General features: G+C 65.9%; 16 protein-coding genes. 5 read left to right on the top strand and 11 right to left on the bottom strand.

Translation table 11 applies throughout. The features are described 5' to 3' along the window. Positions 1 to 64 precede the first annotated feature (64 nt). Positions 65 to 1,141 carry a cell division protein ZapE gene (zapE, locus tag A9D60_RS19035; protein WP_065269046.1) on the top strand — a complete coding sequence of 359 codons (1,077 nt, stop codon included), beginning with the start codon at positions 65 to 67 and terminating at the stop codon, positions 1,139 to 1,141. Beyond that, a complete protein-coding gene (locus A9D60_RS19030; RefSeq protein ID WP_065269045.1) occupies positions 1,138 to 2,043 on the top strand; it encodes a bestrophin family protein in 906 nt (301 codons plus the stop codon). Before zapE ends, A9D60_RS19030 begins: the two co-directional genes overlap by 4 nt. Before the next feature lie 164 nt (positions 2,044 to 2,207). Here the strand turns inward: A9D60_RS19030 and A9D60_RS19025 are convergent, their stop codons facing one another. The 3 genes from A9D60_RS19025 to A9D60_RS19015 all read right to left on the bottom strand — a co-directional run bounded on the left by A9D60_RS19025 (position 2,208) and on the right by A9D60_RS19015 (position 5,496). After that, a complete protein-coding gene (locus A9D60_RS19025) occupies positions 2,208 to 3,476 on the bottom strand; it encodes a bifunctional folylpolyglutamate synthase/dihydrofolate synthase (RefSeq protein ID WP_065269044.1) in 1,269 nt (422 codons plus the stop codon). Positions 3,477 to 3,588: 112 nt separating this feature from the next. Continuing rightward, positions 3,589 to 4,542 carry an acetyl-CoA carboxylase, carboxyltransferase subunit beta gene (gene accD / locus A9D60_RS19020; protein ID WP_065269043.1) on the bottom strand — a complete coding sequence of 318 codons (954 nt, stop codon included), beginning with the start codon at positions 4,540 to 4,542 and terminating at the stop codon, positions 3,589 to 3,591. Between the two features lie 63 nt (positions 4,543 to 4,605). Beyond that, the gene (locus A9D60_RS19015) at positions 4,606 to 5,496 is read right to left on the bottom strand and encodes a CPBP family intramembrane glutamic endopeptidase (protein WP_065269042.1); all 891 of its coding nucleotides are present in this window, start codon (positions 5,494 to 5,496) and stop codon (positions 4,606 to 4,608) included. A 223-nt stretch (positions 5,497 to 5,719) separates the two neighbouring features. On the opposite strand from A9D60_RS19015, the gene A9D60_RS19010 reads away from it, so the two are divergent. From A9D60_RS19010 to A9D60_RS19000, 3 genes are all read left to right on the top strand, one after another. Next, positions 5,720 to 6,487: a hypothetical protein gene (locus tag A9D60_RS19010; RefSeq protein WP_065269041.1), complete on the top strand. Its 768-nt coding sequence runs from the start codon at positions 5,720 to 5,722 to the stop codon at positions 6,485 to 6,487. 82 nt (positions 6,488 to 6,569) lie between these two features. Continuing rightward, on the top strand, positions 6,570 to 7,331 hold the full coding sequence (locus A9D60_RS19005; protein ID WP_065269040.1) for a DUF6478 family protein: 762 nt from the start codon (positions 6,570 to 6,572) through the stop codon (positions 7,329 to 7,331). Between the two features lie 27 nt (positions 7,332 to 7,358). After that, complete coding sequence (locus A9D60_RS19000; RefSeq protein ID WP_065269039.1) at positions 7,359 to 7,736, top strand: hypothetical protein; 378 nt, start codon at positions 7,359 to 7,361, stop codon at positions 7,734 to 7,736. A 7-nt stretch (positions 7,737 to 7,743) separates the two neighbouring features. Here the strand turns inward: A9D60_RS19000 and A9D60_RS18995 are convergent, their stop codons facing one another. The 8 genes from A9D60_RS18995 to A9D60_RS18960 form a co-directional block, all read right to left on the bottom strand. Next, positions 7,744 to 8,487 (bottom strand): isocitrate lyase/PEP mutase family protein, encoded by a 744-nt coding sequence (locus tag A9D60_RS18995; RefSeq protein WP_065269038.1) that lies wholly within the window; start codon positions 8,485 to 8,487, stop codon positions 7,744 to 7,746. Next, complete coding sequence (locus tag A9D60_RS18990) at positions 8,484 to 9,548, bottom strand: bifunctional transcriptional activator/DNA repair enzyme AdaA (protein WP_065269037.1); 1,065 nt, start codon at positions 9,546 to 9,548, stop codon at positions 8,484 to 8,486. Before A9D60_RS18990 ends, A9D60_RS18995 begins: the two co-directional genes overlap by 4 nt. A gap of 82 nt (positions 9,549 to 9,630) precedes the next feature. After that, on the bottom strand, positions 9,631 to 10,272 hold the full coding sequence (locus tag A9D60_RS18985) for a LysE family translocator (protein WP_065269036.1): 642 nt from the start codon (positions 10,270 to 10,272) through the stop codon (positions 9,631 to 9,633). Between the two features lie 171 nt (positions 10,273 to 10,443). Beyond that, entirely contained in the window at positions 10,444 to 11,142 is a 699-nt protein-coding gene (locus A9D60_RS18980; protein WP_065269035.1) for a hypothetical protein, read from the bottom strand. 506 nt (positions 11,143 to 11,648) lie between these two features. Continuing rightward, positions 11,649 to 12,983, bottom strand: coding sequence for a S41 family peptidase (locus A9D60_RS18975; protein ID WP_065269103.1), 1,335 nt, complete (start codon positions 12,981 to 12,983; stop codon positions 11,649 to 11,651). 7 nt (positions 12,984 to 12,990) lie between these two features. Then, on the bottom strand, positions 12,991 to 14,124 hold the full coding sequence (locus A9D60_RS18970) for a murein hydrolase activator EnvC family protein (RefSeq protein WP_065269034.1): 1,134 nt from the start codon (positions 14,122 to 14,124) through the stop codon (positions 12,991 to 12,993). Next, positions 14,121 to 15,638 (bottom strand): 2,3-bisphosphoglycerate-independent phosphoglycerate mutase, encoded by a 1,518-nt coding sequence (gpmI, locus tag A9D60_RS18965; protein WP_065269033.1) that lies wholly within the window; start codon positions 15,636 to 15,638, stop codon positions 14,121 to 14,123. Before gpmI ends, A9D60_RS18970 begins: the two co-directional genes overlap by 4 nt. A gap of 158 nt (positions 15,639 to 15,796) precedes the next feature. Further along, entirely contained in the window at positions 15,797 to 18,724 is a 2,928-nt protein-coding gene (locus A9D60_RS18960) for an error-prone DNA polymerase (protein ID WP_065269032.1), read from the bottom strand. Positions 18,725 to 18,774: the final 50 nt, after the last annotated feature.

Below are 18,774 nucleotides of genomic sequence, written 5' to 3'. Positions count from 1 at the left end.
TCGCAAAGCTGCATAGCCAAAACCCCCGCTTCCCATCCCCCGCGCCCCGCGCTATCCCTGTGCCATGACCCATCTGACCACGCTGTACCGGCAGAAGATTGACGCAGGCGAATTGAAGCCCGATCCGGCCCAGGAGGCCGTGCTTCCCCATTTCGACCGCATCGCCGAAGGGCTGATGGCGCCGCCGGTGAAACGCGGCTTCTTCCGCAAGGCGGAGTATGAACCGGTGCAGGGGCTTTACCTCTGGGGCGGGGTCGGGCGCGGCAAGTCGATGCTGATGGACCTGTTTGTCGACAGCCTCGACGGCATCCCGTCGCGCCGGGTGCATTTCCACGCCTTCATGCAGGAAATCCACGCCAGGATGCACCAGGCCCGCCAGGACGGTGTCGAGGACGCGCTGGCCCCGGCAGCGGCAGAGGTCGCGGAGTCCGTGCGGCTGCTGGCCTTTGACGAGATGCAGATCACCGACATCACCGACGCAATGATCGTCGGGCGCCTGTTCGAGGCGCTGTTTGCCGCCGGTGTCACCGTCATCACCACCTCCAACCGGGTGCCGGACGATCTGTATAAAAACGGCCTCAACCGCCAGCTGTTCCTGCCCTTCATCGATCTGATCAAGGAGCATATGGCGGTGCATGAAATGGTCAGCGCCACCGATTACCGGCAGGACCGGCTGACCGGGGCGCAGGTCTATTTTGCGCCCGTGGACGGCGAGGCCCGCGCTTTGATCCGGGCGATCTGGCAGGATCTGTCGGGCGGCGGCGCAGCGCAGCCGCTGACGCTGGAGGTGACGGGGCGCGAAGTCACCCTGCCCGCCTTCCGCAACGGCGTGGCGCGCGCCACCTTCTATGACCTCTGCGGCAAGATGCTGGGGCCGGGCGACTACCTCGCCATCGCCGAAGAGGTGAAGGTGCTGGTTCTGGAGGACATCCCGCGCCTTTCCCGCAACAACTTCAACGAGGCCAAGCGGTTTGTGACCCTGATCGACGCCTTGTACGAGGCCAAGGTGCGGCTGATCTGCTCGGCGGCGGCGCAGCCCGAGATGCTCTATGTCGAGGGCGAAGGCACGTTTGAATTCGAACGCACCGCCTCCCGCCTGCGCGAGATGCAGGACAAGGACTGGGGAGCGGACAGCCGATGATCGTCCGCGATACGCCCCGGCGGCGGGAGATCTTCCTGATCCTGAACGGATCGGTGGTGCCGCGCATCCTGCCCAATATCATCGGCGCCGCGCTCTGGGCGCTCTTGGTGCTGGTGCTGGACCGCTACGTTATCGCGATGCCGCAGATTTCCATCGCCGCGATGGGAGTTTTCGGCCTGTCGCTGTCGCTGTTCCTCAGCTTCCGCAACAACGCCGCCTATGACCGCTGGTGGGAGGCGCGGCGGATCTGGGGACGCATGGTCTCCGACGTGCGCAGCCTGGCGCAGGAACTCAGGATCTTCGCGGGCAAAGGCCCCGACGAGGACTTCATCCTGACTCGCATCCTTGCCTTCCACCACCTGCACCGCGCCCAGCTGCGCGGCGATGAGGTGCGGGAGACGGTGGAGCATTGGGTCGGCCCGGAGGCGGCAGAGACGCTGATGCGGGACCCCAACGGCCCCAACGCCGCGCTGCGGGACATCGCCGCCCGCCTGCGCGAGATGGCAGAGGACGGCCGCATCGACGGCTTCGGCCAGCGCGCCCTGGCGGAACGCCTGGCCGCCTTCCCCGCCGCCCAGGCCGGGAACGAGCGGCTGCTGACCACGCCCTTGCCCTTCGTTTATTCGCTGCTGGTCTGGCGCACCACCTATCTCTACTGCCTGCTGCTGCCCTTTGCCCTCTTGGACAGCGCCGGCTGGTTCGAACCGCTGGTGGCTGCAGTGGTGGCTTATGTGTTCTTCGGCCTCGCCGAGGTCACCCATGAGCTGGAACACCCGTTCCGCAAGCAGGCCAATTCGGTGCCGCTCAGCGCCATGTGCCGGGTGATGGAAATCTCGGTCTGCAACGCCCTCGGCCGCGAGGCGCCGCCCCGGCTGGAGCCGGTTGACTACGTTCTGGACTAGGGGGCGGAGGGAAGAAGGGGGCGCTGGCCCCCTCGGCCTCACCCCCGGAGTACTTCCGGAAAGATGAAGAATGGCCACGCCGCGCCAGCGGCGCCGTGCCCAACGGGATGAGACCGGCAGGCCGAAGCCGGGCGGGAGAACCTCCCCCGCCGCAGCCGTAAGCCTCAGCCGTTTTCGCGCAGGATATGGCCCGCCAGATAGAGCGAACCGCAAATCAGCACCCGCGCCTGCGGGTCCTTGGCGGTGATCGCTTTCAGCGCTGCCATCGTGCTTTCCGCCTTGCCGGCCTCGATGCCCACAGACTTGGCCGCGGCCTCGGTTTCTTCGGCGCTCAGCGTGTTGATCTCATCCGGGATCGAAATCGCGGTCAGGCTGGCAACATGCGGTGCCAGCGGGGCCATGTAGCCGCTCACGTCCTTGGTGTTCAGCATGCCGCAGATCAGATGCGTGGGGCGCGCCGGCAGTTTCGCCAGCACGTCCGCCAGCGCAATGCCCGCCGCGGCGTTGTGGCCGCCGTCCAGCCACAGCTCGGCCTGCGGTGCGGCCTCCACCAGCGGGCCGGTTTTCAGCTTCTGCATACGCGCGGGCCATTCTGCGTTCGTCATCGCCGCCTCGCAGGCCGCCTCATCCGCGCCCAGGTGGCGCAGCGCTGCCAGCGCCGCACCAGCGTTCTGGATCTGATGCGCGCCCAAGAGGGCCGGCAAAGGCAGATCCAAGAGGCCGTTTTCGTCCTGGAACACCAGCCGGCCGCGCTCTTCGTAGACATGCCAGTGCTGGCCGTATGCAATCAACGGCGCGCTAAGACGGGCAGCGGTGGCTTCGATCACCTCCATTGCCTCCTCGGGCTGCGGGCCAACCACAACCGGCACACCGCGCTTGATGATGCCGGCCTTCTCGGCCGCGATCTTGGTCAGCGTGTTGCCCAGGAACTGCTCATGATCGATCGAGATCGGGGTGATCACCGACACCTCCGGCGTGATCACGTTGGTCGCGTCCAGGCGCCCGCCCAGGCCAACCTCCAGCAGGGTGAAATCCGCAGGGGTGCGGGAAAACGCCAAGAGGCCGGCCACCGTGGTGATCTCGAAATAGGTGATGTTCTCGCCGCCGTTCCTAGCATAGCACTCATCCAGAACCTCAGTCAGATGCGCCTCCGAGATCAGCTCCCCCGCCAGCCGGATCCGCTCATGAAACCGCGCCAGATGCGGCGAGGTATAGGCGTGCACGCTTTTGCCCATGCCCTCAAGCCCCGCCCGGATCATCGCCTGGGTCGAGCCCTTGCCGTTGGTGCCGGCCAGGTGGATCACCGGCGGCAGGTTTTCCTGCGGGTTGTCCAGCGCCGCCAGCAGCCGCCAGACCCGGTCCAGCGTCAGGTCGATGATCTTGGGGTGCAGCGCCATCATGCGGGCGAGGATCGCGTCGGAGGTCTGGGTCATCAGCCTGGGTCCTGTCAGGTCGGAAAGTCGTGTGTGGCAAAGAACAGCGCCCGCCCTGGAAGGGACGGGCGCTGACCGGCCTTCTCGGCCAGGCGTATCTATCTAAACCGGTTTACTCGGCAGCTTCTTCGCTGACTGCGCCATCCGCCGGCGCGTTTGCGGCCTTGGCAGCGGCTTCTTCTTCCGCCGGCGCGGGCAGATCGCCCGCCACCTGCGGCGGCAGACCCATCAGCATGCGGATGATGGTGATCAGCTCTTCGCGCATCTCGGTGCGCGGGGTCACCCGGTCCAGCATGCCGTGGTCCAGCAGGTACTCGGCGCGCTGGAAGCCCTCGGGCAGCTTCTCGCGGATGGTCTGCTCGATCACGCGGGGGCCGGCAAAGCAAATGAGCGCGTTCGGTTCGGCGATATGCACATCGCCCAGCATCGCATAAGACGCGGTGACGCCGCCGGTGGTCGGATGGGTCAGCACCACGATATAGGGCAGTCCCGCCTCTTTCAGCATCTCCACCGCAACGGTGGTGCGCGGCATCTGCATCAGCGACAGGATGCCTTCCTGCATCCGGGCGCCGCCAGCGGCGGAGAACAGCACCAGCGGGCGGCCCAGCTTCACGGCTTCCTCAGCCGCGGCGATGATCGCGTTGCCCACATACATGCCCATGGACCCGCCCATATAGGAGAAGTCCTGCGCGGCAGCGATGATCGGCGTGCGGCCGATTTCACCGGCAGCCACCAGCATCGCGTCTTTCTCGCCGGTCTTCTTCTGCGCCGCCTTGATCCGCTCCGGGTATTTTTTCTGGTCCTTGAACTTCAAGGGGTCGGTCAGCGGCTCCGGCACCGCGACCTCGGTGAAGACACCGCCGTCGAACAGCGCGATGAAACGGTCGCGCGGAGTGATGTTCATGTGATGGCCGCAGCTGGTGCAGACGTTCTGATTGTCGCTCAGCTCGCGGTGAAACAGCATGGTGCCGCATTCATCGCATTTCTGCCAAAGGTTCTCGGGCACTTCGCGGCGCGAAAAGATCGAGTTGATCTTGGGCCGGACGTAGTTGGTGATCCAGTTCATATTGCTTGCCTCTCCGGGGGCGCGGTTTGTCCCCCAGATAAGGCGCATTTGCCGCAATTGCAATCAGCGGCGTATGGCAAGCCTTGCGCAGAGCCAGCTGACACCCATCAGAAGGAAATCCACCGCCATCCACGGCCGCAGCGCCTGCACGTCGGCGAGATCAAAGGGGATCAGATAGAGCGCCAGCCCATTGAGGCTGGTGGGCGAGCCGAACAGCAACAGGGCAGTGACGTTGTTGAAGAAATGCACCGCCATTGCCGGGCCGAGGGTTCCGGCCCGTGCGGTCAGGTCCGCCATCAGCACCCCGAACAGCCCGGCCCAGGCAGTGATCACCAATGCATTGTCCCCGGCCTCGGCCGGCAGGTAATGTCCCAGTGCAAACAGAGCCGAGGGCCCCAGCAGCCAGACAGCCGGGTGGCGGAACCGTGCCGCCAGCCCCTGCTGGATATAGCCGCGGAACAGGATCTCCTCCGATCCGGTCTGCACCAGCACCGCCGCGATGGACAGCGGCAGCAGGCCGAACCAGGTCCAGAACGGCAGGTTCCGGGTCATCGGCGGCCCCATGTCATAGGGCGGCAGGGCCATCAGCAGCAGGCTGAGCCCCAGGAGATACAGGCTGACCCGCCCGAACTGATGCACAAGCGGACGCAGATGGCCTGTCACGGTGGCAAAGCCGCGCTGGTGGAACAGCCGCGCCGCCATCGCCACCCCCAGCGACAGAAAGGCAAAGCTGCCCAAGAGCACCAGCATCGCGCCCGGCGTGCTGCCATCCGCCAGCCCCAGCAGCCAGTCGCCCGGGAACATCCCTGCCACGACCACCTGCAGCGCCGCCGTCAGGGCAAAGCTGACCGCGGCCACTAGCACCAGCCCCAGCATCAGGCGCCACAGCGCCGGCTGATGCCGGGCGTAGCGCACCAGCGCCTCATGCGCCCTGTAGCTGTGCCTGTCGTGCATAGGTCCTCCGCGCCGCTTCGGGATCAGGCGGCAATCCGGCCCACGTTATGCATTGCTGCAACGCCAAGGCAAGGCAGGCACGTCAGACGGCGGTTCAGGCTTGCCGCCCTGCACCCCGCTCCGTAATGATTCCCGTAAAAAAACAAGACCGGCAGGACCAGCAGTGATCAGAACAAGCAACGGGAAACCCGTGCCTTTTGCCGCGCCCGGCGGAAAGGCGCCCATGCGGCGCGGCGCGGCGGCAGCGATTGTGCTCGCCGCCCTCGCAGTGGCGGGATGCAGCCCGGCGCCCCAAGGCATGCCCTTTGCCTCCCGCACCGCCAGCCAGGCGCCGCAGGCCGGGGTGCAGGTGATGTCCTTCGGCGGCGGCGATGTGCTGCTGGCCGCACCCGGCGCCTATTGTTTCGACCGGCGCAGCAGCCAGACCGACAAGGACGGCGGCTTTGCCCTTCTTGCCCATTGCAGCCGGATGGGCCGCCAGAACTGGTTCGGCGCCCGCAAGTCCGCCGTGCTCACCGCCTCGATCGGCCCGGCCAAACCCGCCGCTGCCGCACCGCAGGCCGCCGACATCGCCGCCATGTTCCCGGACGCCAAGGTGCTTGAAACCCGCGAGGACCAGCTCCTGCCGCTGGTCAAGCTGGAGTTCCCCGGCGCCGTCGCCGACAGCGCCAGCCCGGTGCACTGGCGCGGTGCCTTCGTGCTTGACCGCCACCTGATCGCACTGGCGCTTTATGCGCCCGAGGGCAGCCGGGCGCTTGGCAGCCACGGCGCCGCCCTGCTGAACGAGATGACCCACCGCACCCTGGAGGCCTCCACACTGCCATCGCTGGAAACCGCCGCGGTCCCGCAGCGCAATGTCTCCGCAGCGCCCGCACCGGGCCTGCGCCCGCAGCCGCGCCCGGCTGAGCTGCAGGCACTGGCAGCAGACAGCCCGGAGGAGACAGGCAAAAAACGCGGGCTGCGCCAGCGGATTGCCGGTTTATTTCAATAGCCCCGCCCGGTTACACTGCCGCCAGCCCCGCWGCGGGGCAGGACGGGCAAGCAAGACCTTTTAACAGGCAAGAGAGAGCACGATGGGCAGGATCATGGACCGGTTGTTTCACCTGCGCAGCCTGCGCCGCTGGCGCGCCGCGGCTGAAGAATCCTCGCGCGCGCCGCTGTCCGAGCTGCGCCGCCAGCGCAACCAGGCCCGCCAGCTGCGCACCCATCTGGACCGGCTCATCCACACTGCCGATGGCCGCCTGGCACTGCCGCAGATCGGCTCTTCCTTCTTTCCGCGCCCGCATGGCACCGACTGGTCATGGCGGCCTCAGATGTGGCGCGGCCCCTTGCCCGAACGCGGTCTTGCCGAAGTCCCGCCCAAGGCCCGCATGGGCGATGAGGTGCAGCTGTTCCACGACTGCAGCGTTTCCGAACTGACCCTGCGCCAGCTCCGCAACACCCGCGAGGAGGACCTCGCCCCCTTCGGCCTGCGCATGGATGTGTTCAAGTTCGACGGTTCTTTCCTGTCGCTGGTGATCGACCTGCCGCCCGAGGCCGTGCAGGGCATCACCCGCCAGCATCTGCTGCGCATCGACAGCATCATCGAATCCGAGAAGCCGATCGAGATCTTCGCCCGCCTCAACATCCAACACGGCCCCAACACCGAACAGCTGGTGCGCGAGCTGCCGCAGGACGACAAGAACATCGTGGTCGAATTCGACTTGGCCTATTCCAAGCTGAACGAAAAACGGATCGAGAAGATCTGGCTCGACCTGATTTTTGAAGCCCCCGACCTGAACCAGGTGGTCCTGCGCGACCTGACCTTCTCGCGCCACCGCCGCGCGGCGATCTGAGGAACCCTGCCCCATGAGTGACCTGACATGAGCAGCCTGACACTGACCAAGATCCGCTTCCGCAACGGCATATGGGAGGGCAAGATCAGCAATGCCCCCGTCACCGGCGCGCGGCCCGATATCACCGTGATGTTCCAGGATCAGCCGGTCAGGGACGTGGTTCTGACCGAAGGCCAGAAAGACGGCGACTGGCTGGTGGCCGTTCCTGTGCCGCCAGAGGCCGTGGCCGACGGGGTGCAGACCTTCGTGATCTTCGATGCCGCAGACAGCACCCGGCTGGGCGATTTCACCCTGATCGCAGGCGAAGCAGTGGCGGACGACCTGCGCGCCGAGGTGGAACTGCTGCGCGCCGAGCTCGACATGCTGAAACGCGCCTTCCGCCGCCACTGCCTGGAAACGATGTAACCGCCAGTTATTCCAGCGCCTGGAAATGCTCTGCCAGCACCTGCATCAGCTTTGCATGCGGGATCGGGCCATAGCTGCAGCGCGCCACACCCGCCTGCCGTGCGGTCGCCAGCGTGATGCCGCGCATCATCGTATTGACCGGCAGCGAACAGCCCTCGCAGACCTGCGCAATCAGATCGGGATCACTCAGCCCCGGCACAAAGAACCCGTTGCCGCCGGCCTCGGCATAAGCCGCCGCGCGCTCCAGCGCTTCCGGCAGCAGCCCCGCGTGTTTTGAGACATCTTTTTCCTTCAGAAACAGATCGGTGCGCGCATTCACAAAGATATCCGCATGGGCCGCCCGCACCGCGGCCACCCGCCGCGCCTGCTCTTCGATGCCGTACAGCCCGTCACCGCCGACCACCTGATCCTCGAAGTTGAGGCCCACCGCGCCGGTCTCTGCCAGCCGCTTCACATTGGCGGTCAGCTGCTCCGGCTCGCGCGCGTATCCGCCCTCGAAGTCAATCGTCACCGGCAGGTCTGTAGCGGCCACGATGCGCTCCGCATTGCCCAGCACAAATTCCAGCGGCACCTGTTCGCCGTCTGCAAACCCCTGCGCCGCCGCCACCGGGAAGCTGCCGGTCGCCAGCGCCTTGGCCCCTGCTCCGGCAATCGCCTTGGCGCTGCCTGCGTCCCAGATGTTGTAAAGCACAACCGGATCACCCGGCTGGTGCAGCGCCGCAAATGCCTTGGCGCGGTCGGAATATGTCATGCTGAAATCCTCTGTCTGTAGCTTGTTTCAATCTCAATCAGCCGCTGCTTGCGCCACAATCCACCGCCATAGCCGGTCAGCGATCCGTCCGCCGACAGCACCCGGTGGCAGGGCACCACCAGCGCCAGCTGGTTGCTGCCGTTGGCGCGCGCCACTGCGCGGGTGGCCGAGGCCCGGCCCAGCTCCCGCGCGATCTGCGAATAGCTTCGGGTCTCGCCTGCCGGGATGGTCAGCAGATACCGCCAGACATCGCGCTCGAACCCGGTGCCGTGCAGCGCTAGCGGGGTTTTAAAATCCGCACCCTCACCGGCAAAGAAGTGGCGCAGCTCCTCTGCAATCTGCTCGGTCGGCGCCGGGCGGCCAAAGCCCAGGCCGCCGGGCTGCGCCTTTTGCAGCTTGGCCACCTCGCGCGGCAGCGCCTTGCGGTCGGCAAACTCCAGAAGATGCAGCTGATGGGCGCAGCTGATCGCAATCATCGCGCCCAAGGGGGTGTCGATCCAGTCCGCCAAGAGCAGCGCATCCTTGCGGAACGCCCCCGGCGCAATCCCCACCAGCTTGGCAAAGGCCGCGCGGAAGGCGCTGGCGCTTTCGAAACCGGCATCAATCTGCGCCGCAATCACCGGCTCGCCGGCCTTCAGCGCAGTGAACCCCTCACGCAAGCGGCGCTGCCGTGCCATCTCCAGGAAAGTCATGCCGAAATGCCGCTTGAACGCGCGCCGCACGGTCGACGCATCCAGTCCCAGCCGCACCAGATCCCCCTCGCCCCAGCGGTAGGCGGGGCGTTCCTCCAGCCGCGCCAGCAGGTCCTGCACCATCGGATCATCACCGGCGGCGGCGGCCAAGGGCTTGCAGCGCTTGCAGGCGCGGAAGCCCGCCTCGATGCACTCGCCCGGCGTGGCAAAAAACCGGCAGTTCTCATACTTCGGTTTGCGCGCCGGGCAGGTCAGCCGGCAGAAGATGCCGGTGGAGGTCACGCCAACATAGGCGCGCCCTTCATAGGCGGCATCACGGTCGAGCAGCGCTTGGTACAGCGTGCGGGAATCAGGCAGGTCAAACATCATGCGCCGACCATAGACCAGCCCGCCCCGTCAGTACGCCGGATATCGGGCGTTGATTTTCAAATCCCGTTGATCTGCCCGGACGTCACGCGCGGCGGACAACCGCCGTCGCCGCCTGGCCAAGGATGAAAACCCCGGCGCCGCCAATGATGGCGCCCGCCAGCCGGTTCAGCTTTTGCAGGGCTTCCGCCCGCGTCATCATCGTCCGTGCGCCCGAGGCCAGCAGCGCATAGGGCAGCAGCGTCACAAACAGAACCGCGACGGTCAGCACGCTCAGCGCGGCCCATTGCGACAGGCCGACAGCCTCCAGATCAATGACGGTAGGCAGCAGCGCAAGATAAAAGATAATCGTCTTGGGATTGCCCAGCGTCAGCGCAAACCCCGACAGGAACGTCTTCAGCCCGCGGCGGCTGCCGGCCTTGCGCACATGGGTCAGCCCGGCCTCGTTGCGCCAGAACTTGCTGGCCAGGTAAACCAGATACAGACCGCCCAGCACCTTGATCGCCAGCAGCGCGCCGGAGAACAGCTGCGCGATCGCGGCCAGGCCCGCAATTGCGATGGTCAGATAGACCACATCGCCCAGCGCAATGCCCGCCAGAAAGTACAGCGACACCTGCAGGCCATTGCCAAGCGACTGCCCGACCAGACCCGCAACCCCCGGACCGGGAATGACAGCCGCGATGGACAGAGCGACGGAATAGGCGATGAGCGGGGCTAAGAGATCCATTGGAACAATCCTGAATGCAAATTTCGCGCGACCCTACCAAGGCTTTTTCAGCTTGCAAGCCGGATATCGCGTCCCGGCGGAAGATGCGGAAGCCAGACAGGCCGGAAACCGGGCATTTTTTCACGAAGGCCCAACAGACGCAGGGCTAACGAGCCCCCCCTAAGCCCGGTGTCAGTTGACATACTCAACACCGCTGCAGGACTGCGGTCCCTGGTTGCCGGCTTTGCGGTCCGCGATCCCTGCCAGCAGGTCCGCCTCGTTGGCAAAATGCAGGTCAAACGCCACCAGGGGCGCACCGTTGTCATCAACCGGCATGGCGGCAGACAGGTTTCGCACAACGGTTTCCATCGCGTGCTTCACCACCTCATCCCGGTACAGGATCATGTCCCGGCTGCAGGTGTCGGCAGCTCCCCTGCGCGCATTGGCTGCGCCGCCCAGGACCGTTTCCTCGTCGAAATTCACGATCCGGCTGGCGACTTCATTCTTCTCGCTGCCTTTGACAACGTATTCATGCAGCACCTTCAGTTCCGGAATGGTCCCGCTGACAGTGTTGCCGCCCTGTTTCAGCTCTTCCCCGATACCGCTGAGGGTTTTCCAGTCAAATCCGGTGAAATCGACGCCGATGACCACCTTCTGCTGCCACTGAGAGACATAGACCGCGTTGTTTTCCCGACCCAGCAGCCTGCGTTCCTTGACCAGAACCAGGGCATTTGCCGAATAGGCTTCGGTGGTTTCCAGCGCATTGATCAGCCGCGGCTCGGAAATGACCGGCGTCGTAACGACCACGTCCGGCTGCTTGCTTTGCAGGTAGAAATACACCCCCGCGGCGCCGGCAAAGGCGCATACGATCATCAGCAGAATTCTGTCCATGAATGTCTCCGTCCCTTTGGACAGGAACGGCCTGCAGCCTGCTCCCGCGAAATACATTGCTCTAAATCTGACTGTACGTTGGTTCGGCGCAGGCTCTGCAGTCAACAGGTTTGCCGCCTGCACAGGGAACACTTCCGCCAGGGTGTTGCGTACCCACCGTACGGTGCCTTCACGCGATCCTCATTTCCCTCTGCCAGACTGCCCCCTGATCGATCCCCCGCCATGGCTCAGCGCACGGGCCATGATACAAGGCGCAGGCATCTGTGGAGCTGCCTGCGTAACACCCCGGAGACCGGCCCTGATAAAAAGGGGGTCGTCCAGGATATCCTGTCCGAGCAGGCCCCCGGCGGGGTCTGTCCACCTCCATCCGGCGGCGCCGCCCCCTTAACCGGGACACAGCGCTTAAACGGCACAGCACTCAAACCCCGCCCAACCCGGCGGCACAGCAAAAATGAAAAAGGCCGCCCAACCGGACGGCCCCTTCCTGATGCGTGTTTGCGCGGGCCTTACTTCGGCCCCAGCGCCACCATACCCTTCAGGATGTCGATGGCATAGGCCAGCTGGTAGTCCTGCTCGCGCAGCTCCGCGGCTTTCTCGGCCTTCTCGCGCTCTTCCTCGATCTGGCGGATTTCGTCCTCGGACAGGCTGTCGTTGTTCAGGCTGCCGCGCAGGTCGGCTTCCGAGCGGGAGCGGCGGGCGGGCGAGTCATCCTCTTCCTCAGCCGCCGCGGTCCGGCGCGGCTGCGCCACCACGATGTCGGGGGAGACGCCCAGCGCCTGGATCGAGCGGCCCGACGGTGTGTAATAGCGCGCGGTGGTCAGGCGCATCGCGCCTTCGCCCTTCAGCGGCATCACGGTCTGGACCGAGCCCTTGCCGAAGGATTTGGTACCGATCACAATGGCGCGGCGGTGATCCTGCAGCGCGCCCGCAACGATTTCCGACGCCGAGGCCGAACCGCCGTTGATCAGCACCACGATCGGCTTGCCCTCTGCCAGGTCGCCCGGGGTCGCGTTGAAGCGCTCGCCGTCTTCCGGGTCGCGGCCACGGGTGGAGACGATCTCACCGGACTCCAGGAAGCTGTCGGCCACCTTGATCGCCTGGGTCAGCAGCCCGCCCGGGTTGTTGCGCAGGTCCAGCACGATGCCGTTGACGTTGTCCATGCCGCCGGCTTCCTCGATCTGCTTCTTGAGGTTTTCCTCGAGGTTCGGCGTGGTCTGGTCGTTGAAGGTGGTGATCCGCATCACCACGGTGTCGCCCTCGGTGCGGCCGCGCACTGCGGTCAGCTTGATGGTGTCGCGGATGATCGAGACATCAAACGGCTCCGCCTCGCCCTCGCGCACCACGGTGATCACGATTTCCGATCCGACCGGCCCGCGCATCAGCTCCACCGCGTCGTCCAGAGACAGGCCCAGAACGCTTTCGCCGTCCACATGGGTGATGAAATCGCCGGCTTCCATCCCGGCCTCATCCGCCGGGGTGCCGTCGATGGGGGAGACAACTTTGACAAAGCCCTCTTCCTGGGTGACTTCGATACCCAGGCCGCCGAACTCGCCGCGGGTCTGCACCCGCATGCTGGCGGCGTCATCCGGCGACAGATAGCTGGAATGCGGGTCCAGCGAGGCCAGCATGCCGCTGATCGCCGCCTCGATCAGCTCCTTCTCGTCAACCTCCTCGACATATTGCGCACGGATACGCTCGAAGATGTCGCCGAACAGGTCCAGCTGCTCATAGACGTTTGCCTCCCGCACGCCTTCCTGCGCCAGCAAGGGGCCTGCCACATAGGTTGTCGCCACGATCCCTGCCAGCGTGCCGCCGACGGCGGCCATCGCAAATTTTTTCATCAAGCCTTCATCCACCTTTTCCAGTGCGGAACCACGTTTCGGGGTCCACCGGGCTGTTGTCCATTCTCACTTCTATATAGAGCGTTTCTGTCCGGTCAGTTCCACCCCCTTCACCGCTTGTTGACAGAATTGCGTCCGGTTTCGGGTTTTCTCCGCTCATCAATCCGACCGGTGTGCCCTCGGGGATCACCTGCCCCGCCTCGCCGAACACCTCGGCCAGGCCCGACAGCACAAACAGCGTCTCCGGCTGCGGTTCCAGAATCACCACGTTGCCCAGGTCCAGCAGCGGCCCGCGATAGCGGATGGTGGCCGCGGTGGGCGATGTGACCAGCGCCCGCGGGCGGGCGGCAATCAGCCAGCCGGGCCGGGCAATGCCCGCGGCATCGCGTTCGCCGTAACCGCGCAGCACCAGCCCCTCCACCGGCAACGGCAGCGTGCCGCGCAAACCGCTGATGTCGGCCTCGCTGGCAGAGATTTCTCCGCCGGCAATCTCGGCCAGCCCGTCGGCAAAACCCGACAGCGTCTCGGTCGAGGAGATCAGGATCGCGGTGCGCACCGGGTCCTCGGTGAACCGTTTCGGCAGGGTGGTGCGGTCGGCAATCGCGGTGGACAGCTGCACCCGCGCGCTCTGCACGCCGGCCAGCCCCTCCTCCAGCGTCCTGGCCGCATTCTGCTGCAGCAGGCGCAAGGATTGCACCTCGTCCAGATCCGCCTTCAGCATCTGCGCCCGCGCCTGCAGCGCCGGCGTCACCTCTGCCAGCATCATCGCAGACCGTGCCGCGCCCAGCGGTCCGGAGGGATGCACCATCAGCACCGGCGGCGGCGAGGTTTCAATGGTCTGGATGATGCCCAGAAGGCCCGAGACCTCCTCCTGCCGCGCCGCCAACTGCGCGCTCAGCTGCCCCTCGCGCCGCGCCACCCGGCGCAAACCGTCGCGCATCGCCGCCAGCCCCGCCTCATAGGCCTGCACGGTGGAGGTCAGCGCCTTCACCCGGTCGCGGGAACTGTCGGCATCCTGCAGCTGGACAGAGGCCGCTTCCAGCTGCTCCGCCGCGTCCCGCGCAGCATCCGCCGGGTCCGCCGCCGCCTGCAGCGGCGCGGCCAGCAGGGCCAGCAGCACAAGGCCCGCGCGCCGGATCATGACAGCAGGCTCTCCCCGGTCATCTCAGCCGGTTTCTCCAGCCCCATCAGTTCCAGGACAGTCGGTGCCAGATCGGCCAGGCGGCCATCGCGCAAGCGCGCGCCCTCCGGCCCGCCGACCAGCGCCACCGGCACCAGATTGAGCGTATGGGCGGTATGGACGCCGCCGGTTTCCGGGTCCACCATCACCTCGCAATTGCCGTGGTCGGCGGTGACGATCATCGCACCGCCGGCCTTCTCCAGCGCCGCGACCACCTTGGCCAGCCCCTGATCCACCGCTTCGCAGGCGCGCATCGCCGCCTTCAGATCGCCGGTGTGGCCGACCATGTCGGGGTTGGCATAGTTGGTCACAATGAGGTCATAGCCCGCCTCGATCGCCTCGACGAATTTCTCCGTCACCTCCGGCGCCGACATTTCCGGCTGCAGATCATAAGTCGCCACATTGGGCGACTTCGGCATGTAGCGGTCCTCGCCTTCCTCCGGCTCTTCCTTGCCGCCGTTGAGGAAGAAGGTCACATGCGGGTATTTTTCGGTCTCGGCCAGGCGGAACTGGGTCTTGCCGTGCTTGGCGACCCAGGCGCCCAGCGTGTTGACAATCGCCGCCTTGGGATAGGCGGTGGTCATGTAATCATTGTGGGCATCGGAGTATTCCACCATGCCCATCAGCGCCGCCAGTTTCGGGCGCACGCCGGTGTCGAATTCTTCAAAACCCGGCTCACCGATGGCGCGCAGGATCTCCCGCGCGCGGTCGGCGCGGAAGTTCAGGCAGAAGAACCCGTCGCCGTCCTTCACGCCGTCATAGCCCTGCAGCACGGTGGCGCCGATGAACTCATCCGTCTCCGACTGGTTATAGGCGTGGTCCACCGCGCTGTGCGCCGTCTGGCCGGGCCGCCCCTTGGCGTGGATCATCGCGTCATAGGCCTCGCTGACGCGGCCCCAGCGGTTGTCCCGGTCCATCGCGAAATAGCGCCCGGTGACGGTGGCGATGCGCACACCTTCGGGCAGTTTTTCCTCCAGCCGGCGGAAATGGCGGAAGGCCGATTTCGGCGCCACGTCGCGGCCGTCGGTGATCGCATGCAGCCAGACCGGCACGCCGGCCTCATGAATGGCCTCCACCGCCGCCAGGATGTGGTTGATATGCCCATGCACGCCGCCGTCGGAGACCAGCCCCATCAGATGCGCCGCGCCGCCGCTTTCCTTCAGCTGCGCGATAAACGCCTGCAGCGCCTCGTTTTCAAAGAAACTGCCGTCCTCGATCGCCAGATCGATCTGGCCCAGGTCCATCGCCACCACCCGGCCCGCGCCGATGTTGGTATGCCCCACCTCGGAATTGCCCATCTGCCCGGTCGGCAGGCCCACATCCGGCCCATGGGTGATCAGCCTGGCGCTCGGCCCCTTGGCCATGATCGCATCAAAAGTTGGTGTCTGCGCCAGATAAGGCGCGTTGGCCTTGCCGGGCTCGCCGCTGCCCCAGCCATCGAGAATGCACAGGACAACGGGTTTGGGTGCGGTCATGGATCAGCTCCGGGGCAGGGCAAGGTTGGGCAATGTTCGCAAGCCTTCTAGCGCCTTGCCGCGCCGGGGTGAACCGGCTTTCCTGCCACAGTTGGCGTTATCACGGCGCTTAGCGGCAGCATTGCCCCTCCCTGCTCCTTTCATCTTGCCTCAAATACTCAACTCCCGGGTCCGCCCTCCGCACCGCCGCCCGTGTCCTGCGGCGTCAGCAGATGCCGGATCAGCGCCACCGGATGCGCCCGCAAGCTCAGCCGCATGGCGACGTAATCCTCCACCACTTCCTCGCCCAGGCCCATCTGCGGCAGGTCGGCCTCCGGCTCGTAAATCCCCTCACCCTCCAGTTCGCGGGCAAACAGCGGCAGGGGTTTTCGGGCAGTAATCGCCTTGGCGGCCCACAGGGCCTCGCGCCGGTTGAGGCCAAGGGCAGCAAAGGCGTCCGCTTCGGCCAGCCGCTCGATCACCGGCGGCGCAATGCCGGCCTTGCGCCAGACGTCCTCCACCTCGTGGTAGCCGTTGCCGCGGGCGGCGGTCAGCCAGGCGGCATCCTCGTCGCGCAGGCCCTTGATCTGCCGGAACCCCAGCCGCAGCGCCAGGCCGCCGTGGCCGTCGGGCTCCATCACGTTGTCCCAGTAGGAGTTGTTGATGCAGACCGGGCGCACATCGACGCCGTGTTCGCGGGCATCCCGCACGATCTGGGCGGGCGCGTAGAAGCCCATCGGCTGCGCATTCAAGAGCGCGCAGGCAAAGATCCCCGGATGGTGGCATTTGATCCAGGCAGAAGCATAGACCAGCAGCGCAAAACTGGCGGCATGACTTTCGGGGAAGCCGTAGGAGCCGAAGCCCTCGATCTGGGAAAAGCAGCGTTCGGAGAATTCCTGATCATAGCCGTTCTTTGCCATGCCGCGCAGAAACAGGGAGCGGAACTCGCTGACATTGCCGTGCTTCTTGAAGGTCGCCAGCGAGCGCCGCAGCCGGTCGGCCTGTTCCGGGGTGAAACCGGCGCCCACGATGGCGATCTGCATCGCCTGCTCCTGAAACAGCGGCACGCCCAGGGTCTTGCCCAGCACCTCGCCCAGCGCATCCGAGGGGAAATGCACCGGCTCCTCACCGTTCCTGCGGCGGATATAGGGGTGCACCATGTCGCCCTGTATCGGCCCGGGGCGGACGATGGCGACCTCGATCACCAGGTCATAGAAATTGCGCGGCCGCATCCGGGGCAGGAAATTCATCTGCGCCCGGCTCTCGACCTGAAAGACGCCGATGCTGTCGGCGCGGCACAGCATGTTGTAGACTGCCGGGTCCTCCGGCGGCAGGGTGGCGAGGCTGTAGTCCAGCTGGTGGTGCTGGCGCATCAGATCGAACGCCTTGCGGATGCAGGTGAGCATCCCCAGCGACAGCACATCGACCTTGAGGATGCCCAGCGTGTCGATGTCGTCCTTGTCCCAGCAGATGACCGTGCGGCCCTCCATGGTGGCATTTTCAATGGGGACCAGCTCATCCAAGCGTCCCTGGGTGATGATAAAACCGCCCACATGCTGGCTGAGGTGGCGGGGGAAGCCGATGATCTGCTCCACCAGCTGCAGGGTCAGCTGCAGGCGGCGGCTGTCCGGATCCAGGCCGATCTCGCGCATCCGCTCGGCCTCCACGCCCTTGGCGCTGAAGAAGCCCCAGAGCTGCGAGGACATGGCGGAGATGGTGTCCTCGGTCAGGCCCATGGCGCGGCCGACCTCGCGGATGGCGCGTTTGCCGCGGTAGTGGATCACCGTGGCGCAGAGGCCCGCGCGGTGGCGGCCGTAGCGTTCATAGATCCACTGGATCACCTCCTCGCGCCGCTCATGCTCGAAATCGACATCGATATCGGGCGGCTCGTCGCGGGCTTCGGAGACGAAACGCTCGAACACCATGGTGCCCAGTTCCGGGCTGACAGAAGTGACGCCCAGGCAGTAGCAGACCACCGAGTTTGCCGCCGAGCCGCGGCCCTGGCAGAGGATGCCGCGGGAGCGGGCAAAGGCAACGATGTCGCGCACGGTGAGGAAATAGGGGTCGTATTTCAGCTTGGCGATCAGGGCCAGCTCATGCTCCAGAAGCTGGCGCACCTTGTCCGGCGCGCCGCCGGGGTAGCGCCAGCTGAGGCCTTCCTCCGCCAGCCTTCGCAGCCGCTGCGGCGGGGTTTCCTGTTCGCGGCCCTCGTCCGGGTAGTCATAGCGCAGCTCATCCAAGGAGAACGTCAGCTGCTCCGCCAGATGACCCGCGTTGTCCACCGCCGTCTCATAGCCGCGGAACAGGCGGCGCATTTCCCCCTCCGAGCGCAGGCGCTGCTCCGCGTTGGCCATGGCGGCGCGGCCCAGGGTTTCGACCTTGCAGCGCAGGCGGATGGCAGTCAGCACATCACCCAGGCGGCGGCGGCTGCCGTGGTGCATTTTGGGCGCGGCGCTGGCCAAGGGGGGCAGGTTCAGACGGGCAGCCAGCTCTGCCAGCCGGGCAAAGCGCGCCCGGTCGCCGCCGTCATAGGCGGGCGCCATCAGCAGATGCATCCGTCCGGCAAAGCGGCGCGTCAGCGCATCCATATGCGGCGCCCATCCATCCGCGCCGCCGGGCAGATGCTGCGCCTGCGGCAGCAAAAGCAGGTGGAGGCCGTCCGCGAATTCCAGCAGGTCAGAGAGATGCAGGGTGCAGCTGCCCTTTTCCGCCCTGAGCCGCCCGGTGGACAAAAGCCGGGTCAGGCTGCCCCAGCCCACGCGGGTCACCGGCAGCGCGATCACCTCCGGCGCGTCGGTGAACATGAGCTTTGCGGCCGGGATCAGCCGCACGGATTCATAGACCGGGAAGGATGCGGGTTGCGGAATACCTTTGGGGCGCGGCGGGCCGATGGGAGTGTTCTGCCGGTCCCAGGCCTGCCGCTCCTGCACCCGGCGGGCAATGTCGCGGCACTGTGCATGGGCGCGCACGATGCCCGCCACCGAGTTCTCATCCGCGATGGCAAAGGCGCCAAGCCCCAGTTCCAGCGCGCGCGCCGCATACTCCTCCGGATGGGAGGCGCCGGTGAGGAAGGTGAAGTTCGAAAGGCAGGCGAATTCGGCAAACATGCCCTGTACAATATTCCCGTTTTGTTCTCATGTGGAGTCCTGCTGGATTG

Source organism: Leisingera sp. JC1 (genome assembly GCF_001679925.1).
Classification (GTDB): Bacteria; Pseudomonadota; Alphaproteobacteria; order Rhodobacterales; family Rhodobacteraceae; genus Leisingera.
The sequence above is the reverse complement of the archived record's forward strand: the minus strand, read 5'-3'. Positions and strand labels throughout refer to the sequence as shown.